This is a genomic window from Paenibacillus lacisediminis (assembly GCF_046567315.2).
In genome coordinates this window covers 60,288-86,426 of sequence record NZ_JBKIAX020000002.1, presented here as the reverse complement: position 1 = coordinate 86,426, position 26,139 = coordinate 60,288, and the positions used below count along the sequence as shown (strand labels likewise).

The following is a 26,139-nucleotide window of genomic DNA, read 5'->3' as shown; positions in this document are numbered from 1 at the left end:
ACGATGATTGAAGGACCGATTATCGTCGTGGCCACGCGCAATCAGGGCAAGGTCCGGGAATTCGCCCATGCTTTGGAGCCCCTGAGCAAGCGGGTGCAGAGCCTGGCCGATTATCCGGACATCCCGGATATCGTCGAGGACGGCGAAACGTTTGCCGAAAACGCCCGCAAAAAAGCCAAAACGGTCGGTGACCACCTGGGACATCCAGTGCTGGCGGACGATTCGGGATTATGCGTCGACCGGCTGGGTGGAGCGCCGGGCGTTTATTCGGCCCGTTATGCCGGGGAGGGCGCTTCCGACGAGGACAATAACGAAAAGCTGCTGGCGGAGCTGGAGAAGGAGCGGCTCGGGGAAGATACCGAGCAGCCGCTGCTCAGCCCGGCGCGGTTCGTCTGCCATCTGGCGCTGTACGACCCGGCCACGGGGCGGTTTGTGGAGGCCTCTGGCGAAGCGGAAGGCTGGATCACATCCGAGCCGGCCGGAGGCGGCGGGTTCGGGTACGACCCGCTGTTTTACCTGCCCGCCTACGAGAAGACGTTCGCGGAGCTGAATCTGGAGGAGAAGCAGGCCGTCAGCCACCGCGGCGCGGCGCTGCGCAACCTGGCGGCCAAGCTGGCCCTGTGAGCAGCAGCTAATTTAGAGGCACAGTAATCGGGAAAACCCGATGCTGTGCTTTTTCATTTGATCGTGGAGGAGAGCACACAGCCTGCGTTTTTGTGGAGGTCCTGGGGGAATAGCGGTAAAAAAGGGTCTTATGTTGTTCCAAAAAGGGGTATGGCTAAAATAGAGGAATTTTTTTCCTCTATTTTAGAAAGCTGGAGGCAAACGAGTGCTTTTTCCGAACTTATCTCCCGAATAACGGAATTAAATTCCGCTATTTTGCATGGGAAGGAGAAATTCTCAAGATAACGACATAAATTGTCGCTATTTCCGGCAACGATCATTCATCCCCCACTTTCGTTAAGTTATGGTAGAATGACGGTGCAATCCACTTTATGGAACGGGGTGCCGCGAATGAGAGGGAAGGAACGGAGTACGGAATTGGAACTGCGCTGCATGTCTTACAACATTAAAAACGATTACGACCTTGAGGGCGAGAATATATGGAACGGCCGCCGGGACATGGTTGCCGGGATCATCCGCTTTCACCGGCCCGATCTGGTCGGCATGCAGGAGGTGCTGCACAGGCAGTTGGAAGATTTGCAGGAGCGTCTGCCGGAGTACGGCTGGGTCGGCTCGGGGCGGGATGACGGAGAGAAGGAGGGCGAGTTCTGCTGCATTTTCTACTTGAAAAAACGGCTTGAGCCGCTGAAGCACGGCCGGTTCTGGTTGTCCGAAGAGCCGGAGAAGCCCGGCGTTCCCGGCTGGGACGCGGCTTGTCCGCGCATTGTGACATGGTGCGTGTTCCGGGATATCGATACCGGGGAAGTGATCACCCATCTGAACACGCACTTCGATCACATCGGCAAGGTGGCGGTGGAGCAGAGCGCGCATCTGATCAAAAATCGTATCCGGGAGATCTCAGGGGAAGGCGCTACGGTGTTGACCGGGGATTTTAACGTTACGCGCGCTTCCGGGGCGTACGGGATATTGACCCGCCAAGAGGGAGGCGAGGCGGTATCTTTGCTTTACGATGCAAGCCTCACTGCCGACTATAAGCATTTTGGGCCGGAGTTCACGTTCCAAGGATTCGACATTGCGGAAGTGGCCGCGCGTCAGTTTCCATCCTGCGTCTCTTCCCGGGAAGGGCACGGCATCGAGTTTGACAGTGCGATCGACTTCATTTTCGTAACCCGTGGCGTGCGGGTGCGGAATTACGGCGTGATCGCCGATCATCGCCAGGGCAAGCTGCCGTCCGATCATTTTCCGGTGGTCGCGGATGTGCTTGTGGCGGCTGGACCGGCCGTCCGCGGCTAACAGACTGCCCGCAGCTACGGACAGCCTGCGGCTAACGGACTCCCGTGCTAACGGATCGCCCGCGGCTAACCGCGCACAGCTAACGGACTGCTCGTAGCTAACAGACTGCCCACGGCTAACGGACCCCCGTGCTAACGGATCGCCCGCAGCTAACCGCCTGCGGCTAACCGCGCACAGCTAACGGACTGCTCGTAGCTAACAGACTGCTCGTAGCTAACAGACTGCCCACGGCTAACAGACTCCGGTGGCTACAGCCCGCCCGCAGCTAACGGACCTGAGCGACCTTATTTGCCCGAAATATCGGTGTTTTATTTTCTAACGGACACTAGCGCTCTTATTTGCGCGAAAAGAGCCGAAAACGGGCACGGAAATGCCAAATAAGGTCGCTGGTGTCCGTTACGTTCTGCAGACGGTTGATTTTATCAAAATAACGTCGCTGGTGTCCGTTAGAGCCACGTCGAAGGTTTCGACCGGAAGTTTCAGGCGGAAGTTTCAGGCGGAAGTTCTCAACGGGAAAGCTGCGGCAAAAGATCCGACCATACGGCATCCAAAATTCCCTGCATGTCGTCCTCGTCGCTGTTGATGGCGATTACGGCTGCTTTTTCCGGAACAATCACGCAGAATTGCCCCTTCATCCCGTCGGCGCGGTAAGCTTCGTGGGAGCACATCCAGAACTGGCAGCCGTATCCTTTCCCCCAATCCCCGCTGCTCCCGTCCGTTTCGATGTGCTTGCGCGTAGCGAACTCGATCCACTCTGCAGGTACAAGCTGCTGCTCCTGCCATCTGCCTTTTTGCAGCAGCAGTTGGCCGAACCGGGCGAGCTCGTCGTTGCTGATCCGCAGCCCGGCGCATCCCAACGTTATGCCCAGCGGCGACGTGTCCCACTCAGCACGATCGATGCCGAGCGGCTCGAACAGCCGCGGGGTCAAATACTCCAGCACCGTCTGCCCGACGGCGGCCTGCACCATCGCGGAGATGATGAACGTGTCCCCGCTGCTGTAGGTGAACTTTTCGTCGGGAGGTCTGTCCAGCGGCAGAGACAGATAATATTTCACCCAGTCCTTTTCCTGCAGCGTCGCCCGCTCCTCGGCCCATAAAGGCGGTTCATCGTGGCCGGAGGACATGCGCAGCAGATCATACAGGGTAAGTTCCCCTGGGGGATAAGCCGAACCGGGAACTTCCTTGGCATGTTCCGGGAACAGATCTCTGATTCGGGTATCAAGGCTCAGCTTGCCTTCGCGGATAGCTAGCCCGACCGCCATACAGGTAAAGGACTTGCTGACGGAATGCTGCTGCCGTCGCACATCCCCGCCCAAGTCCCAGGCATCCAGCAAACGGCCCCGTTGAAGCACACGTACGGAAAGGACGTTCAGGCGGCGGCTGACGATTCGTTCCAGAAAACCGTTCAAAAGGTTAATCATCATTTTCCCTCTCTTTGCGCTTGATCGTTTGTTTTGCATTCAATAGAAACGTTTATATTTTCATAAGGATTAATTTGAGGTTAATACAGAGTTTGCAGGCTTGTCAACATGATTCCGAAATCGTTTTCCGATAGTTGGACAAATCCTTATATGGCCTGATACCTAAAGAAGTTATCACAGCTTAGGAATTTTCTTTGTCCGATTTCGGCCAGGTCAAAAAGATAGTTGACAGGAGCGGATATCGGCATTAAGATTTAATCGAAACGATTCGATAAAACGTTTACAAATCCTCGGATCGATCAAACCGGAAGCAAACTTTTCGCGTGATCGAACCAAAAAACGACCCAAGAATAGTGAGGAGATGCCGATTGAAACCCGCAGCTGTTGGGCCTGAAAAAAGCGTAAGGGCGAGTGCCCGGACCGGGAACCTGCTTGCGCAAATCTGGAAGCACCGGATGACGTATACGCTGCTGATTCCCGGACTCGTCTGGCTGTTCCTGTTCGCTTACATGCCGATGGGTGGTCTGTCGCTAGCGTTCAAGGATTACAAAGCCAACCTGGGAATCTGGGGAAGCCCCTGGGCCGGCCTGGAAAATTTCCAATACGTCTTCAGAGATCCAGCGTTTATTAACGCATTGTGGAGAACGCTGTACATCAACGTTATCAAGCTGTTTATCCAGTTTCCGTTTCCGATCCTGCTGGCGCTGCTGCTCAACGAACTTCGTATGCGGCGCACGAAGAAGATTTTGCAGACCGTGTTTACGTTCCCGCAATTTCTGTCCTGGATCATCGTGTCCGGGGTCGTGATCAATTTTTTGTCTTATGACGGACTGTTAAACAGTACCTTTGCGATTCTGGGACTCCCGACAATCAACTTCCTCGGATCGGAAAAAATGTTTCTGCCGATGCTGATCCTCACCGACATCTGGAAGTCGACCGGCTGGGGCGGAATCATTTATCTGGCCGCCATTTCCGGGATCGACCAGGATCAGTACGAATCGGCGCAGATCGACGGGGCCTCCCGCTGGCAGCAAATGTTCAGAATTACGCTGCCAAATATTTTGCCGACGGTGACGGTCATGTTCATCCTTTCGGTTGGCGGCCTGATGTCCTCGGGTTTCGATCAAATTTTCAACCTGGCGAACGCGGCCACGCAAAACGTTTCGGAGGTGCTGGATGTGTACATTTACCGGGTCACCTTCCAATCGTCCACCGATTTCTCGTTTTCGACGGCGGTCAGCCTGTTCCGCTCCCTCGTGAACATGATCCTGCTGCTGATCGCGGACAAAGCGGCCAAAATGATGGGCGGAGACGGCCTGTTCCGCTAAGATCCGCTAAGAAAGGAGAGCAAAGAATGGACAGCAAAGCAAAAGCCAAGTCCGCATACCGGATCGGAAGAGCGACGTTCCTCGATTATTGCATTTTGGCGGTACTGCTCGTGATGGCCCTGTTAATTATCATTCCGTTCTGGAACGTCATCATGATTTCGTTCGCCACGCAAAAGGAATATGCGGATAACCCGCTGCTGATGTTCCCGAAGCAGCCGACGCTGGATTCCTACCGGGCCCTGTTCGCCGATGGCAGCATTTTGACGGGGTACTGGAACACCCTGAAGCTTCTCGCCGCCGGGCTTCCGCTCAGCTTGTTTCTGACCAGCACGATGGCTTACGGTTTGAGCCGGGGCAAGTTCCCGGGCAAAAAATTCTTTTTCTTTCTCGTACTGTTCACCATGATTTTTAACGGCGGGATCGTTCCGCTTTATCTGGTGATGAAATCGCTTCATTTGACGGGAACGCTTTGGTCGGTCATTTTTGCCGGGTCGTTCAGCGCTTTTAATTTGATCCTGATGATGAACTATTTTCAAAGCCTGCCGGAATCGCTGATGGAGTCGGCCCGGTTGGACGGCGCCGGCGAATGGAGAATCCTCGGTTCCATCGTGCTGCCGCTGGCTGCGCCGATTATGGCGACGATCACGCTGTTTTACGGCGTGGCCATCTGGAACGGCTGGTATGAAGCGATGATCTTCCTCCGCAAGGCGGAGCAGCTGCCGCTGCAAAACGTGCTGCGCGCCATCATCGTCGAGTCGACGACGAACGTATCCAATGCGTCCAGCGTGGACGCGATGGGCAAGCAAGGCTTCTCCATGGGGATGAAGATGGCGGCCGTGTTCGTCACGATGGTGCCGATCATGTGCTTTTTTCCGCTCTTGCAGAAGCATTTTGCCAAAGGAGTGTTAACAGGGGCGATCAAGACCTGATTTGCATATGCATTTTTCGAAAATTTGAAAAAGCGGGGGGTAAAACATGAGCAAAAACAAAAAACGGCAGGTTAAAGCGGTACTGGCGATCTTGATGTGCCTGGCGATGCTGGCGGCAAGCGCCTGCTCGAAGCAGGCGGCGGGCGGGAATGCGAAGGACGAAAACGGAAATTACAAAGACAAACTGACCATTTCCGTGGCCAGCACGATCCAGTTGAAGGATGGGCAGTTGGACAATGAGTTTCACAAGTTGTGGATGGACAAATTCAATCTTGAGTGGGACTACAACTATGTGGAATGGGATTCCTGGGACGAAAAGCTCCGCCTCTGGATCAACTCCGGCGACCTGCCGGATGTGGCGACGTGGAACTACAACAACGGCGATGCGCTGAATTACATCGACCAGGGGCTGCTGTACAAATTGCCGGACGATTGGAAGGAGCGCTGGCCGAACGTAGCGGCCGCCTACGCGTTGACCGGGCTTGGCGAGAAGCTGGAGGAGAAAACCGGAGGCACCTACATTTTGCCGCGACCGGTTTATTACGAAAACAAGCCGGCCGATCCGCTGGTCAACCAAATCGGGGTGATCGCGCTGCGGAAAGACTGGGCTGAAGCTGTCGGCTTTCCGGTGAAAGACGTGTACACTACCGGCGAGCTGATGGAATTCGCCAGACTGGTCAAAGCGCAGGATCCGGGGAAGCTGGGCTCGAAGCTGATCCCGATTTCCTACAATGCCGCCGATGCGCTGACGAACATCGTGATGCCGAACAGCGAGCATGCCCGGGTCGAATCGGCTTTCTATAAAGGCGCTGACGGCAAATACCACTGGGGTCCCGCCGATGCCGAGACGCTCACCGGTCTCAAGCTGCTGCAGCAGGCGTATAAGGAAGGTTTGCTTGACCCCGAGTTTTACACCTGGAAAAACAACGAAGGCAGCGACAACTTCCGCGTCAAAGGCGTTGCGGCGATCACCAGCCTGGGAGGCCTGGCTGCCTACAGACAGGACATGGACACCCAGATGAAAAAGAACCTCGGCGTTAATAGCGATGACCTCGTACAAACGGCGATCGTGCTGGGGGATGACGGCAAATACCGCAACCTGGAGCAGGTCAACTTCTGGTCGGCTTTGATTTTTTCACCGGATATCAGTGAGGCCAAATTTGAGCGCATTATGGATTTGCTGGACTATTCCACAAGCAAGGAAGGACAGCTGCTGCTGAATATGGGCTTCGAAGGCAAGGACTGGAAATACGGCGAAGATGGCGAACTCGCCAGTCTGCTGCCGGAGGGGACGACGCTGGAAGACAAATACCCGAGCCGGTTTGAAGGGTTATACCTGCTAGGGGATGACTTTAGCGTGATCAATCCGGCGATCAAAAAGGAATATCGTGAAACGGCGGTCAAGCACTATCAGGACAAAGCCAAGCTGGGGACGGAAGGCGGCAAGCTGGCCTCATACGATTGGACCGTGCAAATGTACGACTCCAAAGCGAAAAACCAGGCGACCTTCGAATACGAAAAGGAATACGCCAACTTGATTTTGCAGGACGGGGATTTGGAGACGAACTGGAAAAAGTGGGTTGACGGCAAACTGTCCCTCGTCCAGCCGGTGCTTGATGAACTAAACAATTTAAAGTAATCCAGCATGAGAGAAAATAAAATGCCGCGGGCATTTTTGGGAATAGGACTGGAGGAATCATACATGACAACTACCACGAACTCGAAGCTGGAGATTCGGGCCGGGGATTTGCGGTTCGTCTTCTGGGAGAGCGGCGATCTGTATCAGGCGGTTTGCGGTGGCACGATGCTCAATCAACTGCTGAACAACCCGATCGACGGGGCCTTAAACAATTTGTATCTGCGTTTTCACGATGCTGCGGGAATCCGCTTCTACCCGCTGCTTGGTGTTCGATCCGGCAGCAAGGTCAGCGCCAGCGAGGGGCAGGGGCGCATCGTTTGGCAAGGCGCGGCGGAAGGTGTGGATTACGAAGTTACGTTCGTCTTGCCGGCGCCACGGGTATGGTTTTGGGACGTGAAGATTCGCGGAAACGGAGCGGTGGTCGACGTCGTTTACGGCCAGGACATCGGCAACGCGGACGCGGGCGCCGTGCGCAGCAACGAGGCGTATCTGTCCCAATATATCGACCATGCTGTGTTCGAGGACGCAACTTACGGCTACACGGTCTGCTCGCGGCAAAATCAGCCGCAGCAGGGTGGCGCGTTTCCTTATATTCAGCAGGGTTCATTGACGCGGGCATCCGGGTTTTCCACGGACGGCTTCCAGTTTTTCGGCTTGTCTTATAAGGAAACGGACGTTCCGGAATGCCTCGGCAATCCGTCGCTGGCCAATGAGGTTTACCAATACGAATTCGCGTACACCGCGCTGCAGTCGCCGCGGGTTCGTCTGGACGGCGAAGCCCGCTTCGTGTTCTACGGCCTGTTTCAACCGGATCATCCCGAAGCCGTAACCGGGGTTAAGTATATGGCTGAAGCGCTCCAGGCCTGGGAAGCGTATCGAGCGGCGGCTGACGGAGCGAATACGCCGCTTCGCGAACTGCCCGAAGTTCGCCTGAACGAGCGGATCGGCGAGCCGCTGCGGACCATTCCGATGACGCCTGAAGATCTGGACGCACGATTTCCCGAGCGGGGGAGACGCCAGCAGGAATGGGAAGGAGAACGGCTGCTGTCGTTTTTTACCGCTGCTTATGAGCACGTCATTCTTAAGGAAAAGGAATTGCTGGTGGAGCGTCCGCACGGGCATATTCTCATGAGCGGCGGCAATGTAAAGCTGGGCGCCGCGGTGATCGCGACGAGCTCTTACATGTACGGCATTTTCAATTCCCATCTCGTGATTGGCAACACCAACTTCAATAAAATGATCAGCCATGCGCGGAGCGCCCTAAACGTGCCGAAGACGGCGGGCCAGCGGATTTACGTGGAAATGGACGGAAAATACAGGCTGCTGACGATGCCTTCACTATTCGAAATCGGCTTCAACTACGCACGGTGGTACTACAAAACGCTGGATGATGTGCTGATCATCACGAACTATACCGCTGCCGACGCGCCCGAAGTGCGGCTTCATGTCCGTTCGGAAAGCGGCAGGGCGTATCCATTCCTCGTTACAAACCAGGTGACGATGCATGTGAACGAATACGAAACCCCGATTCGCCTGACGGAAGAGGGCGGGGTTATGACGTTCCACGGCACTGGGGAGGGGCTTCAGGCCGAGGCTTATCCGGATTTGGCGTACCGGATGTGGATTGACGGGACCAAGGCCGTAGCCCGCGACGAAACTGTACTGGCCCGGGGCGTGGCTCCCGGGGACGCTTCGCTGGTCGTTTTGCAGTTGGATCCTTGCAGCGAATGGACCCTCACGGTACAAGGGCTGCTGGACGGAGGCGTCGTACCGGTCCTGATCGGTTCTGCGGAGCGGGAAATCGCCAAGTACCGCGAGTTTCTGCAGGACGTCATGAACGGCTTCCGGCTGGCTGCGGCGGACGGAAAGGAAAGAGACGGGCTGTACAAGTTCAACGCGCTCGCCTGGTGGTATACGCATAACATGCTTGTTCACTATTCGATGCCCCATGGGCTCGAGCAGTACGGCGGGGCGGCCTGGGGAACCCGGGACGTCTGCCAGGGACCGACCGAATATTTTATGGCTATGCAAAAATTCGAGCAGGTCCGCGACATCCTAAAAACAGTCTATTCCCACCAGTACGAGGACGACGGTAATTGGCCACAGTGGTTTATGTTCGACCGGTACTTCAAGGTTCAGCAGGAGGAAAGCCACGGCGATATCGTTGTGTGGCCTTTGAAGGTGTTGGGTGATTATTTGCGGGTTACGCTCGATTTTGGACTGCTGGCGGAAAAAGTTCCTTACACCATGAAGCGCGGATTTCATTTTAGCGGACAGGAAGCCCCGATCCTGGAGCATGTCCGGAAGCAGATCGCCTATATTCGTGGACATTTTCTGCATGATACGTTTTTGTCCGCTTACGGGGACGGGGATTGGGACGATACGCTGCAGCCGGCGAACGCCCAGCTTAAGCGGTATATGGTAAGCAGTTGGACGGTCGCGCTGACGTATCAAACGGTGGCCCGGCTGTCCGAGGTGCTGCGGTCCGCCGAACCCGCGCTTGCCGCAGAGCTTGGGGAGATGGCGCTGGGGATCAAACGCGATTTCGAAACATACATGCTGGGAACGGACATCATCCCGGGCTTCCTTTACATGGAAGACCCCGCTGCGGTGAAGCTGATGCTGCATCCGCAGGATACGGAAACGGGCATCACCTATCGCCTGCTCCCGATGACGCGCAGCATAATCGCGGAATTGCTTGATCCGGGACAGGCAAAGGCGCATTACGAGCTGATTCGGGAGAAGCTGTTTTTTCCCGACGGCGTCCGGCTGATGGACCGCCCGGCCCAGTATGCCGGCGGCGTGAGCACGCATTTCAAGCGGGCGGAGCAGGCGTCGAACTTTGGCCGCGAGGTGGGGCTGCAGTACGTGCACGCCCACATCCGCTACATCGAGGCGATGGCGAAGCTCGGCCGCGCGGACGATGTTTGGAACGGGCTGCATATCATCAACCCCGTTGGTATCCGCGATGTCGTTCCAAACGCGGAGCTGCGCCAGAGCAACGCCTACTTCAGCAGCTCGGACGGGAAATTCAAAACACGATATGAGGCAGAGGCGCGTTTCGGGGAGCTTCGCAGCGGCAAAGCACCGGTCAAGGGTGGCTGGAGAATTTACTCCAGCGGACCGGGGATCTATATAAACCAGCTGATCTCGAACGCGCTTGGCATCCGCCAGGAGGGGCGGGATCTGGTGGTGGATCCGGTGCTGCCCGCGTCCTTGAACGGCCTGCATTTTGCTTTTCGGTACAATGGCGTGAAAGTGACTTTCATCTACCATCTGGCGAACGCCGTGGAACGTCGCGTCGCGGTGAATGGGAAACAGGTGAACGCCGAAGCCGTGCCTAATTCGTACCGTCAAGGCGGGCTGCGGATTAGGCGGGAGGCCTTCGAGCAGGAAATGCGGCGGGATGACGATAACAATATAGTTGAGATTTTTATGTAAACTATTTAAGGTTAGGATACAAGGCAACACGTAAGGAGCGAGGTAGCATTGGTGAGCATTAAGGATATCGCTAAAAAAGCCGGGGTTTCCATATCAACCGTATCATATGCCCTAAACGGCAGCAGCAAGGTGACGGATGAAACCCGCTCGAAAATTTTGGCGGTTGCCAAGGAACTGAACTATGTGCCAAATGCGGCGGCAAGAACGTTAAAGAAGCGGGAATCCGGAATTTTGGGCGTGTTTTTGACGGACTTCAAAGGGGATGTTTACGGCGACCTGCTGGACGGGATGAAAGAGGTGTGCAACGACCGGGGTTACGATTTGATCGTATGCAGCGGCAATAGGGCGCACCGGATGCTTCCGGAGCGGATGATCGACGGGGCCGTCATTTTGGACCAGACGTTTATGGACGAAGAGTTGCTTGCGTATGCGGACCGCAATCACAAAATCGTCGTGCTCGACCGGGAACTGGACCACCCAAACATCAATCAGGTGCTGCTGGACAACAAGGCAGGCGCCGCGTTGGCGGCCGAATATTTGCTGGAGCAAGGGCACCGGAAGATATATGTGGTGACCGGGCCGGAGGGCTCGTACGACTCGATTCAGCGGATGAAGGCCGTTAAAATGATGGCGGATCGCACCCGGGACGTGGAATGGATTGAAATCGCCGGCGATTTCAAAAAAAGCGGCGGTGAACGGGCCGCCGAGCAGGTGATCCGGGAATACTCCGGACCGGCGGCGGTTTTTTGCCTGAATGACGAAATGGCGATCGGCTTCTGGAACCGTTTGGAGGGGAGCGGCTACCGGATCGGTGAGCATATTCATCTGATCGGCTTCGACAATATCGAGCTGACGAATTATATGCAGCCGCGCCTGGCCACGATCAATTACTCCAAACGGAAATGGGGCGCGCTCGCCGCCGAGCAGCTGATTAAAATTTTGGCCGGAGAGCAGGTTGAACACGAACGGATTTATGTCACTTTGATCAAAGGCGAATCCGTGGGAAAAGTATGATTTGACGCCGCGCCCACAAAAGCGAAAAAACGGGTTGTGAAGGGAAAAGAACGGGATTCACAGGGGGGAATTACCCTTGTGACCCGTTCTTTTTGAGATTACTAAGACGGTTGAATCTGTAAGAAGGGTGCCTGCGCCTGCAAAAGCTTTTACATTTTGTTTGGTTCCATTAGCGGAACTCGATGCCGTAAGTTTTTAACCAGTGGTTAACCTGGGACAAATAAGCGAACAGCTGCGGTCCGGACATGAGTTGGCCGAACCACGGCAGGTTCGAGGAGGATTCCTCGGAAGCGGCGATGGAGCGGATTTTATCCTCATCGATCAGCGGCAGGATCGGCGATGACGGATTATCCAAAATGGACAGCATCTCATTTCGTACGGCGGTTAAATAGTTCGGATTATGGGTTTTTGGAAAAGGGCTTTTTTTGCGGTAAAGTACATCTTCCGGCAGGATGCCTTCGAGCGCTTTACGCAGGATGCCTTTTTCGCGGCCTCCGGTCGTTTTGATCTCCCAGGGGATATTCCATACGTATTGCACGAGCCGGTGGTCGCAATAAGGGACGCGAACCTCCAGGCCGGCGGCCATGCTCATGCGGTCCTTGCGGTCGAGCAGCGTCGGCATGAAGCGGGTGATGTTCAAATAGGACATGATGCGCATGCGGGCCCGTTCCCCGGATTCGCCCTCCAGCTTCGGCGCCTCACCCACGGCTTCGCTGTAGCGGTCCGCAATATACTGCTCCGGTTTGATCCACTCGCGAATTTCCGGGGACAAGAGCTCCGTGCGCAGCCCAGTCGCCACCGACCAGGGGAACGTCCCGGAATTCAACAGCTCCTCGCGGTGGAACCAGGGGTAGCCGCCGAACACCTCATCCGCCGCTTCGCCGGAAATGGCCACCGTGGCGCCTTTTTTGATCTCCCGGCAAAACAGCAGCAGCGACGCATCGACATCTGTCATGCCCGGCATGTCGCGGGCGACGGTCGAGTCGGGCAGGGCGGCGACAAGCTCGGGGGTGTCGAACGTAATCGCATGATGCTCCGTGCCCAGTTCCTCGACCATTCGTTTGATCCAGGGGTTATCTGCGTCCGGCTGGTAGCTGTGGGCTTTAAAATGCTTGTCGTTATCCACGTAATCGATCGAATAGGTGTGCACCCGGCCCTGACCGGTCCGTTTGTAGTAATCGACGGCAAGCGCAGTCAGCGCGCTGGAATCCAGGCCTCCCGACAGCAGTGTGCAGACCGGCACGTCGGAGATGAGCTGCCGCTCCAGCGTATCCTGCAGCAGCCGGCGGATGGTGGCGGCCGTCGTTTCCACGTCATCGGTATGGGGTTCCGCCTCCAGCTTCCAGTAAGCGTATTTCCGCAGCCCCGACCGGCTGTAAATCATGACATGGCCGGGGCGCAGCTCCTTGAGATCCTTGTAGACGCCATGGCCGGGGGTACGGGCCGGCCCGATGACGAAAATTTCGGCAAGCCCTTCCGGTCCCACCGCCGGTTTGACTTTGGGATGTCGCAAAATGGCTTTAGGCTCGGAGCCGAAAATCAACGTTCCGTCCACCTCGCTGTAGAACAGCGGCTTCACGCCGAGGCGGTCCCGCGCGAAAAAAACATGCTTACGGACGCTGTCCCAGACGGCAAAGGCAAAAATGCCGTTAAGCCGGTACACGCAATCCGGCCCCCATTCGATATACGATTGCAGCAGCACTTCCGTATCGCAGTTCGTTTGAAACCTGCGTCCTCTCCGCTGCAGCTCGGCTTTTAATTCCGGCGCGTTATAAAGCTCCCCGTTATATACGATCGTAAACACCGCGTCTTCTTCATGGATGATCATCGGCTGGGCTCCGTTTTCGGGATCCATGACGCTAAGCCGTCGATGGCCAAAAGCGCAAGGGCCGGAAATCCAGGTTCCCTGCGCATCGGGGCCTCGTTTTTCCAGACAGGATGTCATGGACAATACAAGGTCCGATTCTTTGGTCAAATCCCGGTTCCATTCGATAAAGCCGGTTATTCCGCACATTTTTGCAAATCTCCTCTCTGCATTGCTTTACGTCCCCCGCTTGCCGACCGGGTGAAAAGTATTAACAAATTATGCCGAACATGGGCATAAAATGTCTGTCCATCATGGAAAACTACGACTGACAAGCAGCAGAAAGGGGAGATATGGCATTGGAAAAGAAACGGTATTACGTGTCCGTACAGGGGCGTTCGGTGCTCGACGATCCTGGCGCGGCGGCCTATGAATGGTCGGTCGAGGCCACCTCGGAGGAGGCCGATACGTTAAAGCATATGCTTGATCAGCTTGGTGAGAAGGAAGAAAGCACTTTTTTGGCATACACCCATCCTTGGCCGGATTCGCCGGAAGACGACGTCAACCGCAGCTATCAAAGCGTTGTGAACGGCCTGTTTCGGGAAATTTACCGGCTGGGCACGGCGGAGACCAGGGAGCAGTTGGAACGGGCGGGGTATCCGGGCAAGCTCTGGCCGGTTTGAAGCGTTAGGAAAGGAGCGACCTGCGCATGTATTACATCAAAGACGCGGAATTCACACGGATGGACGAGCAGCGGGGGCGTCCCTGCGCCGTCATTCAGGTGCGGCCGGGGGCGGTAGGCGATCCCGATCTGTTCGTCTATATCGCCCGTTCCGGGCGAGGCGAAGGTTGGGAAATCGTCCGCATGATCCGAAGCGATGCCCGGGCGGAAATCGACTGGTACGACAACAACATGCATCAGGCTTACACGGAAGTGACGGAAGAGCATTTTGGGGATACCGGCTGGCCGGACCCTGCTAAGCAGCGAAGGATGTTCCTGGAAAATTTGCTGGCGAACGAGGCGATTGCGGCGAAGCTTAAAGAGCTCCCTCTCCAATAACGGATTTTTTTGTAAAACCACTTTGAAAAAATATACAGGATGCGCTATAATGATTAACGCATCCTTTTTTATTCCTATTTGTGTCCCAGTAGCTCAGCTGGATAGAGCAACGGCCTTCTAAGCCGTCGGTCGAGCGTTCGAATCGTTCCTGGGACGTTTTCTTAGATATTGCTCGAGGCCCGTAGATGCGGGCCTCTTTTTAGTATTATAGTTGGTCACATCCAATCCTTCCGTACAAAATGACGTAGACCGGCTGCAAGATAGACGAGAAAAGTGAAGGCGAGAATCAGGACAAACGAAACGGGCTCCAGCCTCGGGGAAAGGGCTAGTCCCTGCGGAAACATGGCGTAATACGGCGGAGCAAAGGGGAACCATGCCCCGATAAATCCTTCGAAACCCGTAATGACGATATTCGGAATAACCGCCGAGATGCTGAACAACAGGGCGATGCCGAAAGATTTGAAACGGATCGACAGGTAAATTTGCAGCATGGCCAGGGGGAAAGTGGCCAGCCATCCGCCGATCACGCCGGGCAGCACCGTTTTCCAGGGAATAACGCCCTCCACATGAATGAGCTTTCCGGTCGCCAGGTACCCGGCCAGAAAGGCAAGCTGTGCGATCGCCAAAAGAACAATCAGCATCAAAAACTTGGACAAATAGATTTTCCAGCGCGGAAACGGCAGGGTGAGCAGTTGCTTCCACGCCCCGTTTTTATGTTCATAAAAACAGAGGAATGCCGCAAATATGCCGGCGAACAGCGGAAGAATAAACATCCCGTGAAAAGAAACCGCCTGAAAATAAAGGGTAGTCCAATCGGGGGCAAAGTAATCGGTCAAATTCGCGACATGCTCTGCAGCCAGCGAAAGGCTTGCCGTTATGTCCATTAGAATCAACAACAAAATCAACGGCCATCTGACTTTTTTGCCTTCCGCAAAAAATAAACTCAACATATCCATCTTCCTCCTATTTGATTTCCATGGCGCGAAAGCGTACGGCTCCGCCCCAAAGCAAAACCACTCCCAACCCGGCCCCCAACATGATCCAACGGGCATATCCTTCGATAAAAGGGCTGGCCATGGAGGGATACGCCCATGGCAGAACATATAAGATTTCTCCGCCGAATCTGGCGATAAACAGACTGGAGATGGCGCCGAGCACACCGACCGCCAGCGGGAGTGTTTGATTGGGGAAGCGAAGCGACAGAAATAATTGAATCCCCAGCACCGGCAGGGAGGCGCCAAAGCAGCCCAGGACCTGTTTGACCAAAAACGGGAAGGGGAGCGGCAAATCGGTGTAAACGAGCCAAATGACTACCGTCCCGCCAATAATGAGCGCGCAGCATCCCAGCATGAAAATCCCGATCCAGATCGCCTTGGCAAAATAGAAGGCCATTCGGTTAACCGGCAGGGAAAACAGCAGCTTTAATCCTTGCGCTTGATGCTCCGGTTCGGACATGGTGCTGCACAACAACGAGATGGTCAGCAGCATTGTAAAGGACAAAAACATATACAGTACATTAAGCCCCGCGTAGACGCCGGCTTCTCCCTGCCGAAAATACAAATACCATTCCATACAGCTGAACAAAAGTAAAATGACCGCGCTGATGACCGGAATCCATGGGCAGATTTTTTTCATCTTCAGGTACTCGGCGGAAAGCGCCCTTTGTATCATAAGCTTTCTCCTTTTCCCGTCAGCTGCAAAAAGATGTCCTCCAGCGACGAGGATACTTCCTTGACCTGGTGTAAGGTGAACGGTTGAAGCAGCTTGAAGATGTCCGCCTGGCTCATCCGCTCGCTAACGGTAATCAGCAGTTGACTCCCATACCGCTCGATTTCCGCCCCGCTGCCGGCAAGCACCTGGCACGCTTCATCGGGCCGGTCCGTAATAATCGCCAGCCGCACCTTATTTCTCTTTTCAAGCTCTTGAATCCGGTCTTGAAAAATCAATTTCCCGTTCTGGATGATGCCCACGTAATCGGATACGGCCTGGATTTCGCTCAAAATATGGCTGGACAAAAAAATGGTTATCCCCTGCTCACGGGATAACGACAGCATCAATTGGCGGATTTCCTGAATGCCGGCCGGGTCAAGACCATTGATCGGCTCGTCCAGAATTAATATTCGCGGCTTGCGGATCAAGGCTTGCGCGATGCCTAACCGCTGCTTCATTCCAAGCGAATATCCTTTGACCGTCTGTTTGGCATAGGGAGTCAGCCGCACGATATCGAGGACTTCGCCAATGCTGCTTTCCGGTAGATTTAACAGCTCCGCGATGATTTTAAGATTTTTGTAGGCCGATAAATGCCCGTAATAGGACGGCGCCTCAACGAGAGAGCCGATATGGCGCAAAATGGTTTCGCGATGCTGCGAAAGCGAGCGCCCCGTGATTTGAATCATGCCTTCGTCCGGACGGATCAGGCTGAGCAGCATGCGGATGGTCGTCGTTTTCCCCGCGCCGTTCGCCCCTAAAAATCCGTAGATTTTCCCTTCCGGGACGCGCAAATCAACGTGATCGACCGAAACGCGTTCGCCGAAACGCCGCGTCAGGCCGCTTGTTTCAATGATAAATTCGGACATCGTGGTTCCTCCCGTTTTCTTTTTATAACAGGAGTATGACTGCCGAATCTTTTGCTCAGGTAAACGAAAGTAAAATATAAGTAAAATCTTATTGCGGCAGCGGCAGTTCGATCAGTATGGCGGTTCCGCGCTCCGGCGCGCTTTCCGCGCGGATCAAACCGTTATGCAGCTCGATCAATTGGCGGGCAATCGCCAAGCCGAGCCCCGATCCCTCCGCCGGCTGGTCCGTTGGCGTTCCTCGATAATAGCTTTCAAATAGATTGTTCCGGGTTTCCTCGTCCATTCCCGCCCCATTGTCGGCAACCTGTATACAAAAAACACCGGGCTTCTTGTTCACCGATACGCGAATTTCCGTGCCCGGAGGATTATGAATGACGGCATTGACGAGGACATTTTGTATCGCCCTTTGCAGCAGCGCGGTATCCGCTTCCAGAAAACATGTTTCCAAATCGGTGTCATAAGCAAAAACATACTCTGCGGAGCGCGGGGAATTGGCCGTGTCCAACGTAATGCAGCGCAGAAATTCAACCATTTCCGTGTGCGTTTTTTGCAGGGTGATTTTCCCGTTTTCGGATTGGAAGGATGCGTTCAAATCGTCGATCAGCTTTTGGATATGCGTGGATTTTTGTTCGATCTTGGCGCCAAACGATTTCACTTCGCGTTCGGACCAGTTGTACTGCTCGGCGGCAATCATGGAAGCATATCCTTGAATATAAGACAGCGGCGTTTTCAGATCATGCGTGATCCCGGCCAGCCAGTTGCGACGGTTTTTTTCCAGCGTCCGCCGGTCTGTTTCACTTTGTATTAATTTGTCCGTCAAAATCTGCATTTGGATGAGGAGGTCTTTGTATAAAAACTGTTTGCTTTTTTGAAATAGGGGAGTTCCGCTAAATAAAAAACCGGTTGCAGCGGGCTCCTGAAAAGTTCCTTGGGACAGTGCCTGAATCCAATGAATAATGTGCAGAACAGGTTTTATGATTAACAGAAAAAACAGATAGGCCACAGCTGCCCCGGACAGAAGCATTGCGGTGTTGCGAAAAATTCCCCAGTCTGCAGTCCGGAGAACGGGGACCACTTGTTTTACAAGACTAAATAGAATTGTAAGCAAACTGAAGCTAAGTAAATAAACCAACAACGGTATTACCATCAAGGCAACGATTTTCATGCTCATTTTCAGATAGGTTTTCATTGTCCCGTCTCTCCCTGTTTATGCGGGATAAATTTATACCCTAGTCCACGAAGGTTCTTTATATATTTCGGCACTTGGGCGTTGGGTTCGATTTTTTTGCGGATTTTGGAAATATGCATCACGACGGTTTTGTCATCGCCTATATTGAGCTGCCCCCATACGTTCTCATACAGTTGGGCCGCGGTAAAAATCCGGTTCGGATGCTCGGCAAAAAAAAGCAGCAGCGAATATTCCAATGCCGTCAATTCCAAAGGTTGTCCGTTCCGGATCACTTCACACGACTCGGTGTTGATGCAAAAATCCGCAAATTCCATTGTTTTTGGCTGTCCCTGGTCTGAACACATCTGCCAGCGTTTTAGCTGGACCTTAATCCGCGCAACAACCTCCAGGGCGTTAAAAGGTTTGGTGATATAGTCATCGCCGCCCATGGCAAATCCCACAAGTTTATCGTAGTCCGAGGTTTTCGCCGTCAAAAAAAGCACGGGCGCCTCCGTTTTCTTGCGCAGTTCCATACAAAGCTCAAGGCCGCTCATATCGGGGAGCATCACATCAAGGATAATCAGCTGCGGCTCAAACTCTTCAACTAACTGCAGCGCCCTTTGCCCTGTTTCCGCCCGTTCAATAGCTCGGAACCCTTCTTTGTTCAAGATCGTTTCCAGCATATCGAGAATGCCGGTTTCATCGTCCACCAGAAGAATGCGTTGCTCCATCGTCGCTCTCCTTATTTACATAAACTAGGTAAAAAATATCATGTGTCATTGAAAGACACTACATGAAATGCTAAAATGAAGACATTAAAAGGAGCCGTACTTGCGATACGACTCCTTCGAGCAATAGCCGCTTTTAAGGGCGGCAGACTTAAATAGGGATGATTTAGAAATTAGACCGCAACCTTCCCCTAGGGCGGTCTATTTCTTTTTGAGGTAAGTCAGTAAAGCTACAATGAACATGCCGAACATGAACATTAGAGACAAAGCTTGATAAACCTCCATGGCCTCACCTCCCTTTCCGGAAGATGCGCCGACCGCCCTTGCAAGCCTTTTCTATCACTCTTAGTATGGATTATAGCATATTTTGCCATAGAAGTATGGTTCCGCTAACGGTTTACAAGCGTACCCAAAAAAGCACACTTTCTAATAGTTGAATAACCATTAGTTAGTGTGCTTATCTTTAGCGAATTATGGAGCGGGTGAAGGGAATCGAACCCTCGCCTCAAGCTTGGGAAGCTGGCATTCTACCATTGAACTACACCCGCATTTTGCTCAGCAATAGACATTATACACCCTTGCCGTGGGAAGATCAAGTGCATCCTCCCACAGCATCCGCCAGGCGTGTTTAAAGAACAACAATCCGTCCGGAAGCAGCCAGCGAGCGCAGTTCGATGTTCAACTGCTCTTTCTCATCAGGGCTAAGCTCCAGAGACAGCCCATAATGGAACACGGCCGGTTCAATCTCCTCCTGCCAGCGTATTTCGCCGTGGTATACGCAGAGTTTCTCGTTCAGTTGAATGTGAACGGCCGCCCGGATATGGTGGGCGGAAGCGTGTAGATTCAGGCCGGTCCCGATACGGCATCCCGATTTGTTGATGTCGATGAGATCGACCGTAGCCGGCTTGCTTTGAAGAGGCATATCGTCGATATGCGTAATCTCCATCTTACAGGCCAAAGGCGGCGTCAAGGTGTAGCGAAAAGGATCGGTTCTTTTTGTAGTCATCAAAATGATGGCCCCCAGCTCTGTCAATATTACTCAAATTATATCGAAATCCGGGCGGATTGTCTTCTTCTAATTTAGAGGTAGTTCAAAAAGTCATCTTTTGATCACGAAGCAGGACAGGAAGCGGATCGGGCGTCGAATCTTGAATTCAGCCGGGTCTTCCGTTGCTCACGTACCCAAAACGTACGCTCCGCTACTCAGTCCCTAGCTTCATCCAACCTTCTTGGTGCTGAAAACCTGACTTTTTGAACTTGCATTTAAAAATCCTAATCACCTAATTGCCGGTTATCTTACTCGTTCCCATCGGCGCTAAGCAGCTCGTGGATATCCGGCTCGATGGCGGCCGGTTCGGTGCGTGCGCTGTATTGTTTGATGATCTGGCCTTTTTGGCCGACCAAAAATTTAACGAAATTCCATTCGATATCCCCGGTTTTATAGGGTTCCGGCGTATTTTCGATCAAGTACCGGTACAGCGGGTGGGCATGCTCGCCCTTCACATCGATTTTGCTGAAAAGCGGAAAGGTGACCTGGTACCTTGTTTCGCAGAAAGCCTTGATTTCTTCCTCCGTCCCCGGCTCCTGTTCGGCAAACTGATTGCACGGAAAGCCGAGCACAACGAGCCCCTGATTTTTATACGCCTCATAGAGGCGCTGCAGGCCTTCGTAATGCGGAGTTAAGCCGCAGGCGCTGGCCGTGTTCACGATCAGCATTACTTTGCCTTCGAAAGCTTTAAGGGTCATGGCTTTGCCGTCAATGGTCCGAACTTCAAAATCATAGATGTTCATCTGATCACCATCCTTCATAGAATATGGCGAAACATACGCCAGCACTGCATTTCTTTCATTCTACCTAAATCGAGCGGACAACTCAATTTGCGGTACCGCTGGTTATCGCCCCGATAGAAAAAACCTTCCACAGACATGACATCTTATAAATTTTCTATTGTCTATCATATGAAAATACTGTAAAGTAACTTAACAAGCCGTTTTTGTTCGTTTAGTGGTTGGCTTTTAGACCTTCAATTGACCGTAGTTCGATTTTTTGTCACATTTTTCGCGTTTCGGGTGATTTTGGGGATGGTGCATATTGTTCTAGATGTTCGCTTTACTTGAATGCAGCGAAGAAGCATCCGCAAACATGTGTCCACGAATCAAGGACGTTTTGACGGTTGTCTTTGCTGTCAATAAGGCCGTTATGAATACGGAGGCATCCTGCTGCTTTAGCGAGTTGCAGCAAGTGAGGGTACATAAACATCAGTCTTTTGTATGCGGACACTATTTATGAAAATTATTCATGAAGAACCGCGAAAATTTTCAAGTAGTCGTTAACTTTATTTCATGAAAAGAGGCTGTCACATGATTCAACCCATTTTGCAAATTGAGGATTTGCATACTCACTTCTTCACCGATCGCGGCGAGATTCCCGCTGTGGACGGCGTTAATTTGTATGTGAATCCCGGCGAAGTGCTGGGTGTCGTCGGCGAATCGGGCTGCGGAAAAAGCGTGACTTCGCTGTCCGTGTTGAAACTGATTCCGCAACCTCCGGGTAAAATCGTCGGAGGGTCGATCTTTTTCAAAGGCCGGGATATCGTTCCGCTTAAGGAGCGCGAAATGCGTGCGATTCGCGGCAACGCGATCTCCATGATCTTTCAGGAGCCGATGACGTCCCTCAATCCGCTGTATACGATCGGGCAGCAAATTGGCGAAGCGGTTCGCCTGCACAAAGGCCTCAGCAAAAAGGAAGCCCGGGCGCATACGATCGATATGTTGAAAAAAGTCGGTATTCCAAGGCCGGAAGCGATTATTGACGAGTACCCCCATCAGTTGTCTGGGGGGATGCGCCAGCGGGTCATGATCGCCATGGCGATTTCTTGCAGCCCGGAGCTGCTGATCGCCGATGAACCGACAACGGCGCTGGATGTGACGATCCAAGCGCAAATTTTGGACCTGATTCGGCGCCTGAACGAGGAAAACGGAACGGCTGTGATGATGATTACCCACGACCTCGGCGTCGTAGCCGAAATGTGCCATCGCGTGGCCGTCATGTACGCCGGGAAGGTCGTCGAGGAAGGCAGCGTGCACGATATTTTCAAGAACCCGCTACACCCGTACACGCAAGGGCTTATCAAATCGGTGCCGCGGATGGATGAGCAGCGGAAACGGCTATTTTCCATCCCGGGGAACGTTCCTGTGCTTAGCACGCAAATGCAAGGCTGCCGCTTCGCTGACCGCTGTCCGCATGCGATGCCGGTATGCCTTACGCAGCTTCCGGAGCTGCGGGAATACGAAACGGCCCACAGTTGCCGGTGCTGGCTGCATGAAACGCCACAGGAGGATGTCGTATGAGCGAACCATTACTGCAAGTGGAGCATCTGAAAAAATATTACCCGATCGGCGGAGGAATGTTCGGCAAGTCCAAACAGCAGTTCGTCAAAGCGGTCGATGATATTTCGTTTACGGTTCAAAAAGGCGAGACGTTTGGGCTTGTCGGCGAAAGCGGCTGCGGCAAATCGACCACCGGCCGCTCGCTGCTGCGGCTGATTGAACCGACGGACGGGCGCGTTGTTTTTAACGGTGATGACATCACGGCGCTTTCCCCGGAGGAGCTGCGCCAGAAACGTAAAGATATGCAAATCGTGTTCCAGGATCCGTTCTCGTCGCTGGATCCCCGCCACACCGTGCAGCGCATTTTGGAGGAACCGCTCATTGTGCACGGGGTCGGCGACGCGAAAGAACGCCGGAAAATCATCGACCGGCTGATCGATGTCGTCGGTTTGACGCAAGGCCATCTGCAGCGTTATCCGCACCAGTTTTCCGGCGGGCAGCGGCAGCGGATCGGCATCGCCCGGGCGCTCTCGCTCCAGCCGAAGCTGATCGTTGCGGACGAACCGGTTTCGGCGCTGGACGTTTCGATCCAGTCGCAGGTCATCAACCTGCTGCAGGATTTGCAGGAGGAATTTGGCCTGACCTATATTTTTATCGCTCACGATCTCAGCGTGGTGAAGCATATTTGCGACCGGGTCGCGGTTATGTATCTCGGACGGATTGTGGAGATTGCCGAGAAAAACAAGCTGTACTCCTCCCCGCAGCACCCGTATACCCAGGCGCTATTGTCCGCGGTGCCGGAACCGGATCCGGACAAAAAACCGGAGCGGATTATTTTGCAGGGAGAAGTGCCAAGCCCGGCTAATGCGCCGGTCGGCTGCGCCTTCCATGCCCGCTGTCCGCTGGCGATGGACATCTGCCGTTCGAAACGGCCCGAGCTCGCGGAGACGGAAGCCGGCCATCTGACGGCCTGCCACCTGTTCACCCAAGAGGCATAAATGGTTTATAGCCGGGCGCAAACGTCCGGCTTCATATAAACAAACTCATATATATTCAATGTCAAGAAGGGAGCCAGAATATGAAAGCAAAGAGATGGAGCAGTATTATTTTGCTATTGATGCTGAGCATGGCCGTTGCCTTGACGGGCTGCGGCGGCAACGGCGGCGGTAACAGCGCCGCTGGCACAAACAAGGGAGCGAACACGGGGGCGGAAGCTCCGTCAGGTTCCGCGCAGGATACGTTGATCGTTGGGCGAGGCGGCGACTCCTCTTCCTTGGATGCGGCGATCGTCACCGATGGCGAATCGCTCAAAATTACGCACCAGGTGTTTGATTCCTTGCTGGAATACAAAGAAGGAACAACGGAAGTTCAACCGTCCCTTGCCGAGGAATGGACGGTTTCCGAAGACGGCCTCAAATACACGTTTAAACTGCGTCAAGGCGTGAAGTTCCATGATGGAACCGACTTTAACGCCGAGGCTGTTGTATTTAACTTCACGCGTTGGTCCGATCCGAAAAGCGAATACAAGTTTGAAGGGGACTCTTTCGATTATTACGATTCCATGTTTGGTCCGGACGGCAAACGCGTCATTAAAGAGGTCAAAGCTGTCGACGACAATACAGTAGAATTCACGTTGAATCAGCCGCAGGCGCCTTTCCTGCAAAACCTGGCCATGACCTCGTTCGGGATTGCCAGCCCGACGGCGATTCAAGAGAAGAAGGAAAACTTTAAAAACGAACCGGTCGGCACAGGTCCATTTGTGTTCAAAGAGTGGAAACGCAACGACTCGATCACCTTGGAAAAGAACCCGAACTACTGGAAGGAAGGCCTTCCGAAGCTGAACAAAGTCATCGTTCGTTCGATTCCGGACAACTCCGCGCGCTTTAACGCGCTGCAAAGCGGGGAAATCGACCTGATGGAAGATTTGACCCCGGACGATCTGGCTACGTTGGAAAGCAATCCGGATCTGCAAAAGATCACACGTCCGTCCAACAATGTCGGTTACGTCGGCTTCAACTTGAAGAAAGAACCGTTTAACGACGTGAAAGTAAGAACAGCGCTTAGCTATGCCGTAAATAAGCAAGGCATCATCGACGCCTTCTTTGCGGGCCAGGCCGAGCCGGCCAAAAACCCGATGCCGCCGTCCCTGTGGGGCTACAACGACAGCATTCAGGATTACGAATACGATTTGGAAAAAGCGAAGCAATTGTTGGCTGAAGCCGGTTACCCGAACGGTCTGCCGGGCGAGTATACCTTCTATGCGATGCCGGTATCCCGTCCTTACATGCCTGACGGCAAAAAGGTAGCTGAAGTTATTCAAGCGGATTTTGAAAAAATCGGCGTTAAAGTAAATATCGAATCCCCGGAATGGGCGACGTATTTGGATGACGCGCAAGCCGGCGAAAAAGACGATCTGTTCATGCTTGGCTGGCAAGGCGACAACGGCGACCCGGACAACTTCCTGTACACGCTGCTGGACAAAGACGCCATTCCGTCCAACAACTACAGCTATTATGCCAATGATGAGCTGCATGAGATTTTGAAGCAGGCGCAAGTTGAAACCGAGCAATCTAAACGTGAAGAGTTGTACAAAAAGGCGCAGGAAATCATCAAAGCCGACGCTCCGTGGATTCCGCTCGTGCATACGACGCCGCTGCTTGCAGCCAAAGCTAACGTAAAAGGATACGTTGCGTCTCCGACAGGGACAGAGTACTACAGCAACATTTATTTCGAATAACGGGCGTTTTTGTTAACGCCTCTGGCAGGTGAACCTTAACTTGAAAGCCTATATTTTTAAACGAATATTAATCATGGTTCCTGTCCTGATCGGAATGACGATTATCGTATTCTCCATCATCCATGCGATTCCCGGTGATCCTGCAGAAACCATTCTGGGACAGAAAGCGACGGAGCAGTCCAAAGAGGCGCTTCGGGAACAACTGGGCTTAAACAATCCTTGGTATCAGCAGTACTTTACGTATATGGGAGATTTGCTGCAGGGAGATCTGGGGCAGTCGATCCGCACGAGAGTGCCGATTTCCCAAGAGATCATGCCGTATCTGGCCGCTACGGCGGAGCTGACGATTGCGGCGATGCTGTTCGCCATCATCGTTGGGGTGAACGCCGGGATCATCAGCGCTTGGCGGCAAAACTCCTGGTTTGACTACATTTGCATGCTGATTGCGCTCATTGGGGTGTCGATGCCGATTTTCTGGCTTGGTCTGATGGAACAGTGGATCTTCTCCTTGAAGCTCCACTGGCTCCCTTCGATCGGCCGCATGAATCAGCGGGATCCGGTGGAAACCGTGACGAATCTGTATGTGCTCGACACGATTATAGCCGGCCGTTGGGATCAGCTGTGGACGGTGATCAAGCACCTGGTTTTGCCGAGCGTGGCGCTGGGCACGATTCCGATGGCGGTGATCGCCCGGATGACGCGCTCAAGCATGCTGGAGGTCATGAATTCGGATTTTGTCCGCACGGCGAAAGCCAAGGGGTTATCACAATTCGTCGTCGTCTACAGGCACGCGCTTAAAAATGCGTTTATACCGGTGCTGACGGTCATCGGCCTGCAAACCGGGGCGCTGCTCGGCGGCGCGGTGTTGACGGAAACGATTTTCGCCTGGCCGGGCGTAGGACGTTATATCTACGATGCGATCAGTTCGCGCGATTATCCGGTCATTCAATCCGGCATTCTGATCATCGCTTTTATTTTCGTCTTCATCAATCTGATTGTGGATTTGCTATACGCTGCGGTCGATCCACGCATTCGCTATCGGTAAAG

23 protein-coding genes and 2 tRNA genes are annotated in these 26,139 nt (G+C 53.6%); 14 read left to right on the top strand and 11 right to left on the bottom strand.

Features of this window, described 5'->3' with window-relative positions:
- Window positions 1-3: 3 nt before the first annotated feature.
- Both ACLD72_RS03740 and ACLD72_RS03735 read left to right on the top strand, forming a co-directional pair.
- Entirely contained in the window at window positions 4-624 is a 621-nt protein-coding gene (locus tag ACLD72_RS03740; protein WP_411003265.1) for an XTP/dITP diphosphatase, read from the top strand.
- A 390-nt stretch (window positions 625-1,014) separates the two neighbouring features.
- Window positions 1,015-1,917 (top strand): endonuclease/exonuclease/phosphatase family protein, encoded by a 903-nt coding sequence (locus tag ACLD72_RS03735; protein WP_458475623.1) that lies wholly within the window; start codon window positions 1,015-1,017, stop codon window positions 1,915-1,917.
- Window positions 1,918-2,423: 506 nt separating this feature from the next.
- Here the strand turns inward: ACLD72_RS03735 and ACLD72_RS03730 are convergent.
- Window positions 2,424-3,338 (bottom strand): serine hydrolase domain-containing protein, encoded by a 915-nt coding sequence (locus ACLD72_RS03730; protein WP_458475556.1) that lies wholly within the window; start codon window positions 3,336-3,338, stop codon window positions 2,424-2,426.
- A 368-nt stretch (window positions 3,339-3,706) separates the two neighbouring features.
- Here ACLD72_RS03730 and ACLD72_RS03725 point away from each other — a divergent pair, with 368 nt between their 5' ends.
- The 5 genes from ACLD72_RS03725 (at window position 3,707) to ACLD72_RS03705 (ending at window position 11,689) form a co-directional block, all read left to right on the top strand.
- Window positions 3,707-4,666 (top strand): ABC transporter permease, encoded by a 960-nt coding sequence (locus tag ACLD72_RS03725; protein WP_411003262.1) that lies wholly within the window; start codon window positions 3,707-3,709, stop codon window positions 4,664-4,666.
- Between the two features lie 26 nt (window positions 4,667-4,692).
- Complete coding sequence (locus ACLD72_RS03720) at window positions 4,693-5,595, top strand: carbohydrate ABC transporter permease (protein ID WP_411003261.1); 903 nt, start codon at window positions 4,693-4,695, stop codon at window positions 5,593-5,595.
- A 46-nt stretch (window positions 5,596-5,641) separates the two neighbouring features.
- Complete coding sequence (locus ACLD72_RS03715) at window positions 5,642-7,234, top strand: ABC transporter substrate-binding protein (RefSeq protein ID WP_411003260.1); 1,593 nt, start codon at window positions 5,642-5,644, stop codon at window positions 7,232-7,234.
- A gap of 63 nt (window positions 7,235-7,297) precedes the next feature.
- Entirely contained in the window at window positions 7,298-10,675 is a 3,378-nt protein-coding gene (locus ACLD72_RS03710) for a GH36-type glycosyl hydrolase domain-containing protein (protein WP_411003258.1), read from the top strand.
- 48 nt (window positions 10,676-10,723) lie between these two features.
- Window positions 10,724-11,689 carry a LacI family DNA-binding transcriptional regulator gene (locus ACLD72_RS03705; RefSeq protein WP_411003257.1) on the top strand — a complete coding sequence of 322 codons (966 nt, stop codon included), beginning with the start codon at window positions 10,724-10,726 and terminating at the stop codon, window positions 11,687-11,689.
- Between the two features lie 169 nt (window positions 11,690-11,858).
- Here the strand turns inward: ACLD72_RS03705 and asnB are convergent, their stop codons facing one another.
- On the bottom strand, window positions 11,859-13,703 hold the full coding sequence (gene asnB, locus ACLD72_RS03700) for an asparagine synthase (glutamine-hydrolyzing) (RefSeq protein WP_411003256.1): 1,845 nt from the start codon (window positions 13,701-13,703) through the stop codon (window positions 11,859-11,861).
- 149 nt (window positions 13,704-13,852) lie between these two features.
- Between asnB and ACLD72_RS03695 the strand changes: the two genes are divergently transcribed.
- The 3 genes from ACLD72_RS03695 (at window position 13,853) to ACLD72_RS03685 (ending at window position 14,709) form a co-directional block, all read left to right on the top strand.
- The gene (locus ACLD72_RS03695) at window positions 13,853-14,176 is read left to right on the top strand and encodes a hypothetical protein (RefSeq protein ID WP_251591099.1); all 324 of its coding nucleotides are present in this window, start codon (window positions 13,853-13,855) and stop codon (window positions 14,174-14,176) included.
- A gap of 26 nt (window positions 14,177-14,202) precedes the next feature.
- Window positions 14,203-14,553 (top strand): hypothetical protein, encoded by a 351-nt coding sequence (locus ACLD72_RS03690; protein ID WP_411003255.1) that lies wholly within the window; start codon window positions 14,203-14,205, stop codon window positions 14,551-14,553.
- An 82-nt stretch (window positions 14,554-14,635) separates the two neighbouring features.
- A tRNA-Arg gene (locus tag ACLD72_RS03685) sits at window positions 14,636-14,709 on the top strand.
- A 59-nt stretch (window positions 14,710-14,768) separates the two neighbouring features.
- Here ACLD72_RS03685 and ACLD72_RS03680 read toward each other — a convergent pair.
- The 9 genes from ACLD72_RS03680 to ACLD72_RS03640 all read right to left on the bottom strand — a co-directional run bounded on the left by ACLD72_RS03680 (window position 14,769) and on the right by ACLD72_RS03640 (window position 20,816).
- Window positions 14,769-15,503 carry an ABC transporter permease gene (locus tag ACLD72_RS03680; protein ID WP_411003254.1) on the bottom strand — a complete coding sequence of 245 codons (735 nt, stop codon included), beginning with the start codon at window positions 15,501-15,503 and terminating at the stop codon, window positions 14,769-14,771.
- Between the two features lie 13 nt (window positions 15,504-15,516).
- Window positions 15,517-16,224, bottom strand: coding sequence for an ABC transporter permease (locus ACLD72_RS03675; protein WP_411003253.1), 708 nt, complete (start codon window positions 16,222-16,224; stop codon window positions 15,517-15,519).
- On the bottom strand, window positions 16,221-17,129 hold the full coding sequence (locus ACLD72_RS03670) for an ABC transporter ATP-binding protein (RefSeq protein WP_411003252.1): 909 nt from the start codon (window positions 17,127-17,129) through the stop codon (window positions 16,221-16,223). Before ACLD72_RS03670 ends, ACLD72_RS03675 begins: the two co-directional genes overlap by 4 nt.
- A gap of 88 nt (window positions 17,130-17,217) precedes the next feature.
- A complete protein-coding gene (locus ACLD72_RS03665) occupies window positions 17,218-17,958 on the bottom strand; it encodes a sensor histidine kinase (protein WP_458475555.1) in 741 nt (246 codons plus the stop codon).
- 356 nt (window positions 17,959-18,314) lie between these two features.
- Window positions 18,315-19,028: a response regulator transcription factor gene (locus ACLD72_RS03660; RefSeq protein ID WP_411003250.1), complete on the bottom strand. Its 714-nt coding sequence runs from the start codon at window positions 19,026-19,028 to the stop codon at window positions 18,315-18,317.
- Between the two features lie 198 nt (window positions 19,029-19,226).
- Window positions 19,227-19,310 (bottom strand): putative holin-like toxin, encoded by an 84-nt coding sequence (locus ACLD72_RS03655; protein ID WP_269059151.1) that lies wholly within the window; start codon window positions 19,308-19,310, stop codon window positions 19,227-19,229.
- Between the two features lie 189 nt (window positions 19,311-19,499).
- A tRNA-Gly gene (locus ACLD72_RS03650) sits at window positions 19,500-19,573 on the bottom strand.
- Between the two features lie 80 nt (window positions 19,574-19,653).
- Complete coding sequence (locus ACLD72_RS03645) at window positions 19,654-20,031, bottom strand: hypothetical protein (protein WP_458475554.1); 378 nt, start codon at window positions 20,029-20,031, stop codon at window positions 19,654-19,656.
- Window positions 20,032-20,321: 290 nt separating this feature from the next.
- Entirely contained in the window at window positions 20,322-20,816 is a 495-nt protein-coding gene (locus ACLD72_RS03640; protein WP_411003248.1) for a glutathione peroxidase, read from the bottom strand.
- Window positions 20,817-21,386: 570 nt separating this feature from the next.
- Between ACLD72_RS03640 and ACLD72_RS03635 the strand changes: the two genes are divergently transcribed.
- The 4 genes from ACLD72_RS03635 to ACLD72_RS03620 all read left to right on the top strand — a co-directional run bounded on the left by ACLD72_RS03635 (window position 21,387) and on the right by ACLD72_RS03620 (window position 26,137).
- Complete coding sequence (locus ACLD72_RS03635) at window positions 21,387-22,376, top strand: ABC transporter ATP-binding protein (RefSeq protein ID WP_251591087.1); 990 nt, start codon at window positions 21,387-21,389, stop codon at window positions 22,374-22,376.
- Window positions 22,373-23,353, top strand: a complete 981-nt coding sequence (locus ACLD72_RS03630) for an ABC transporter ATP-binding protein (RefSeq protein ID WP_411003247.1) — start codon at window positions 22,373-22,375, stop codon at window positions 23,351-23,353. The genes ACLD72_RS03635 and ACLD72_RS03630 overlap by 4 nt, the downstream gene beginning before the upstream one ends.
- Before the next feature lie 80 nt (window positions 23,354-23,433).
- Window positions 23,434-25,092, top strand: a complete 1,659-nt coding sequence (locus tag ACLD72_RS03625) for an ABC transporter substrate-binding protein (RefSeq protein ID WP_251591083.1) — start codon at window positions 23,434-23,436, stop codon at window positions 25,090-25,092.
- A gap of 40 nt (window positions 25,093-25,132) precedes the next feature.
- Window positions 25,133-26,137 (top strand): ABC transporter permease, encoded by a 1,005-nt coding sequence (locus tag ACLD72_RS03620; protein ID WP_251591081.1) that lies wholly within the window; start codon window positions 25,133-25,135, stop codon window positions 26,135-26,137.
- The last annotated feature ends 2 nt before the right edge of the window (window positions 26,138-26,139 follow it).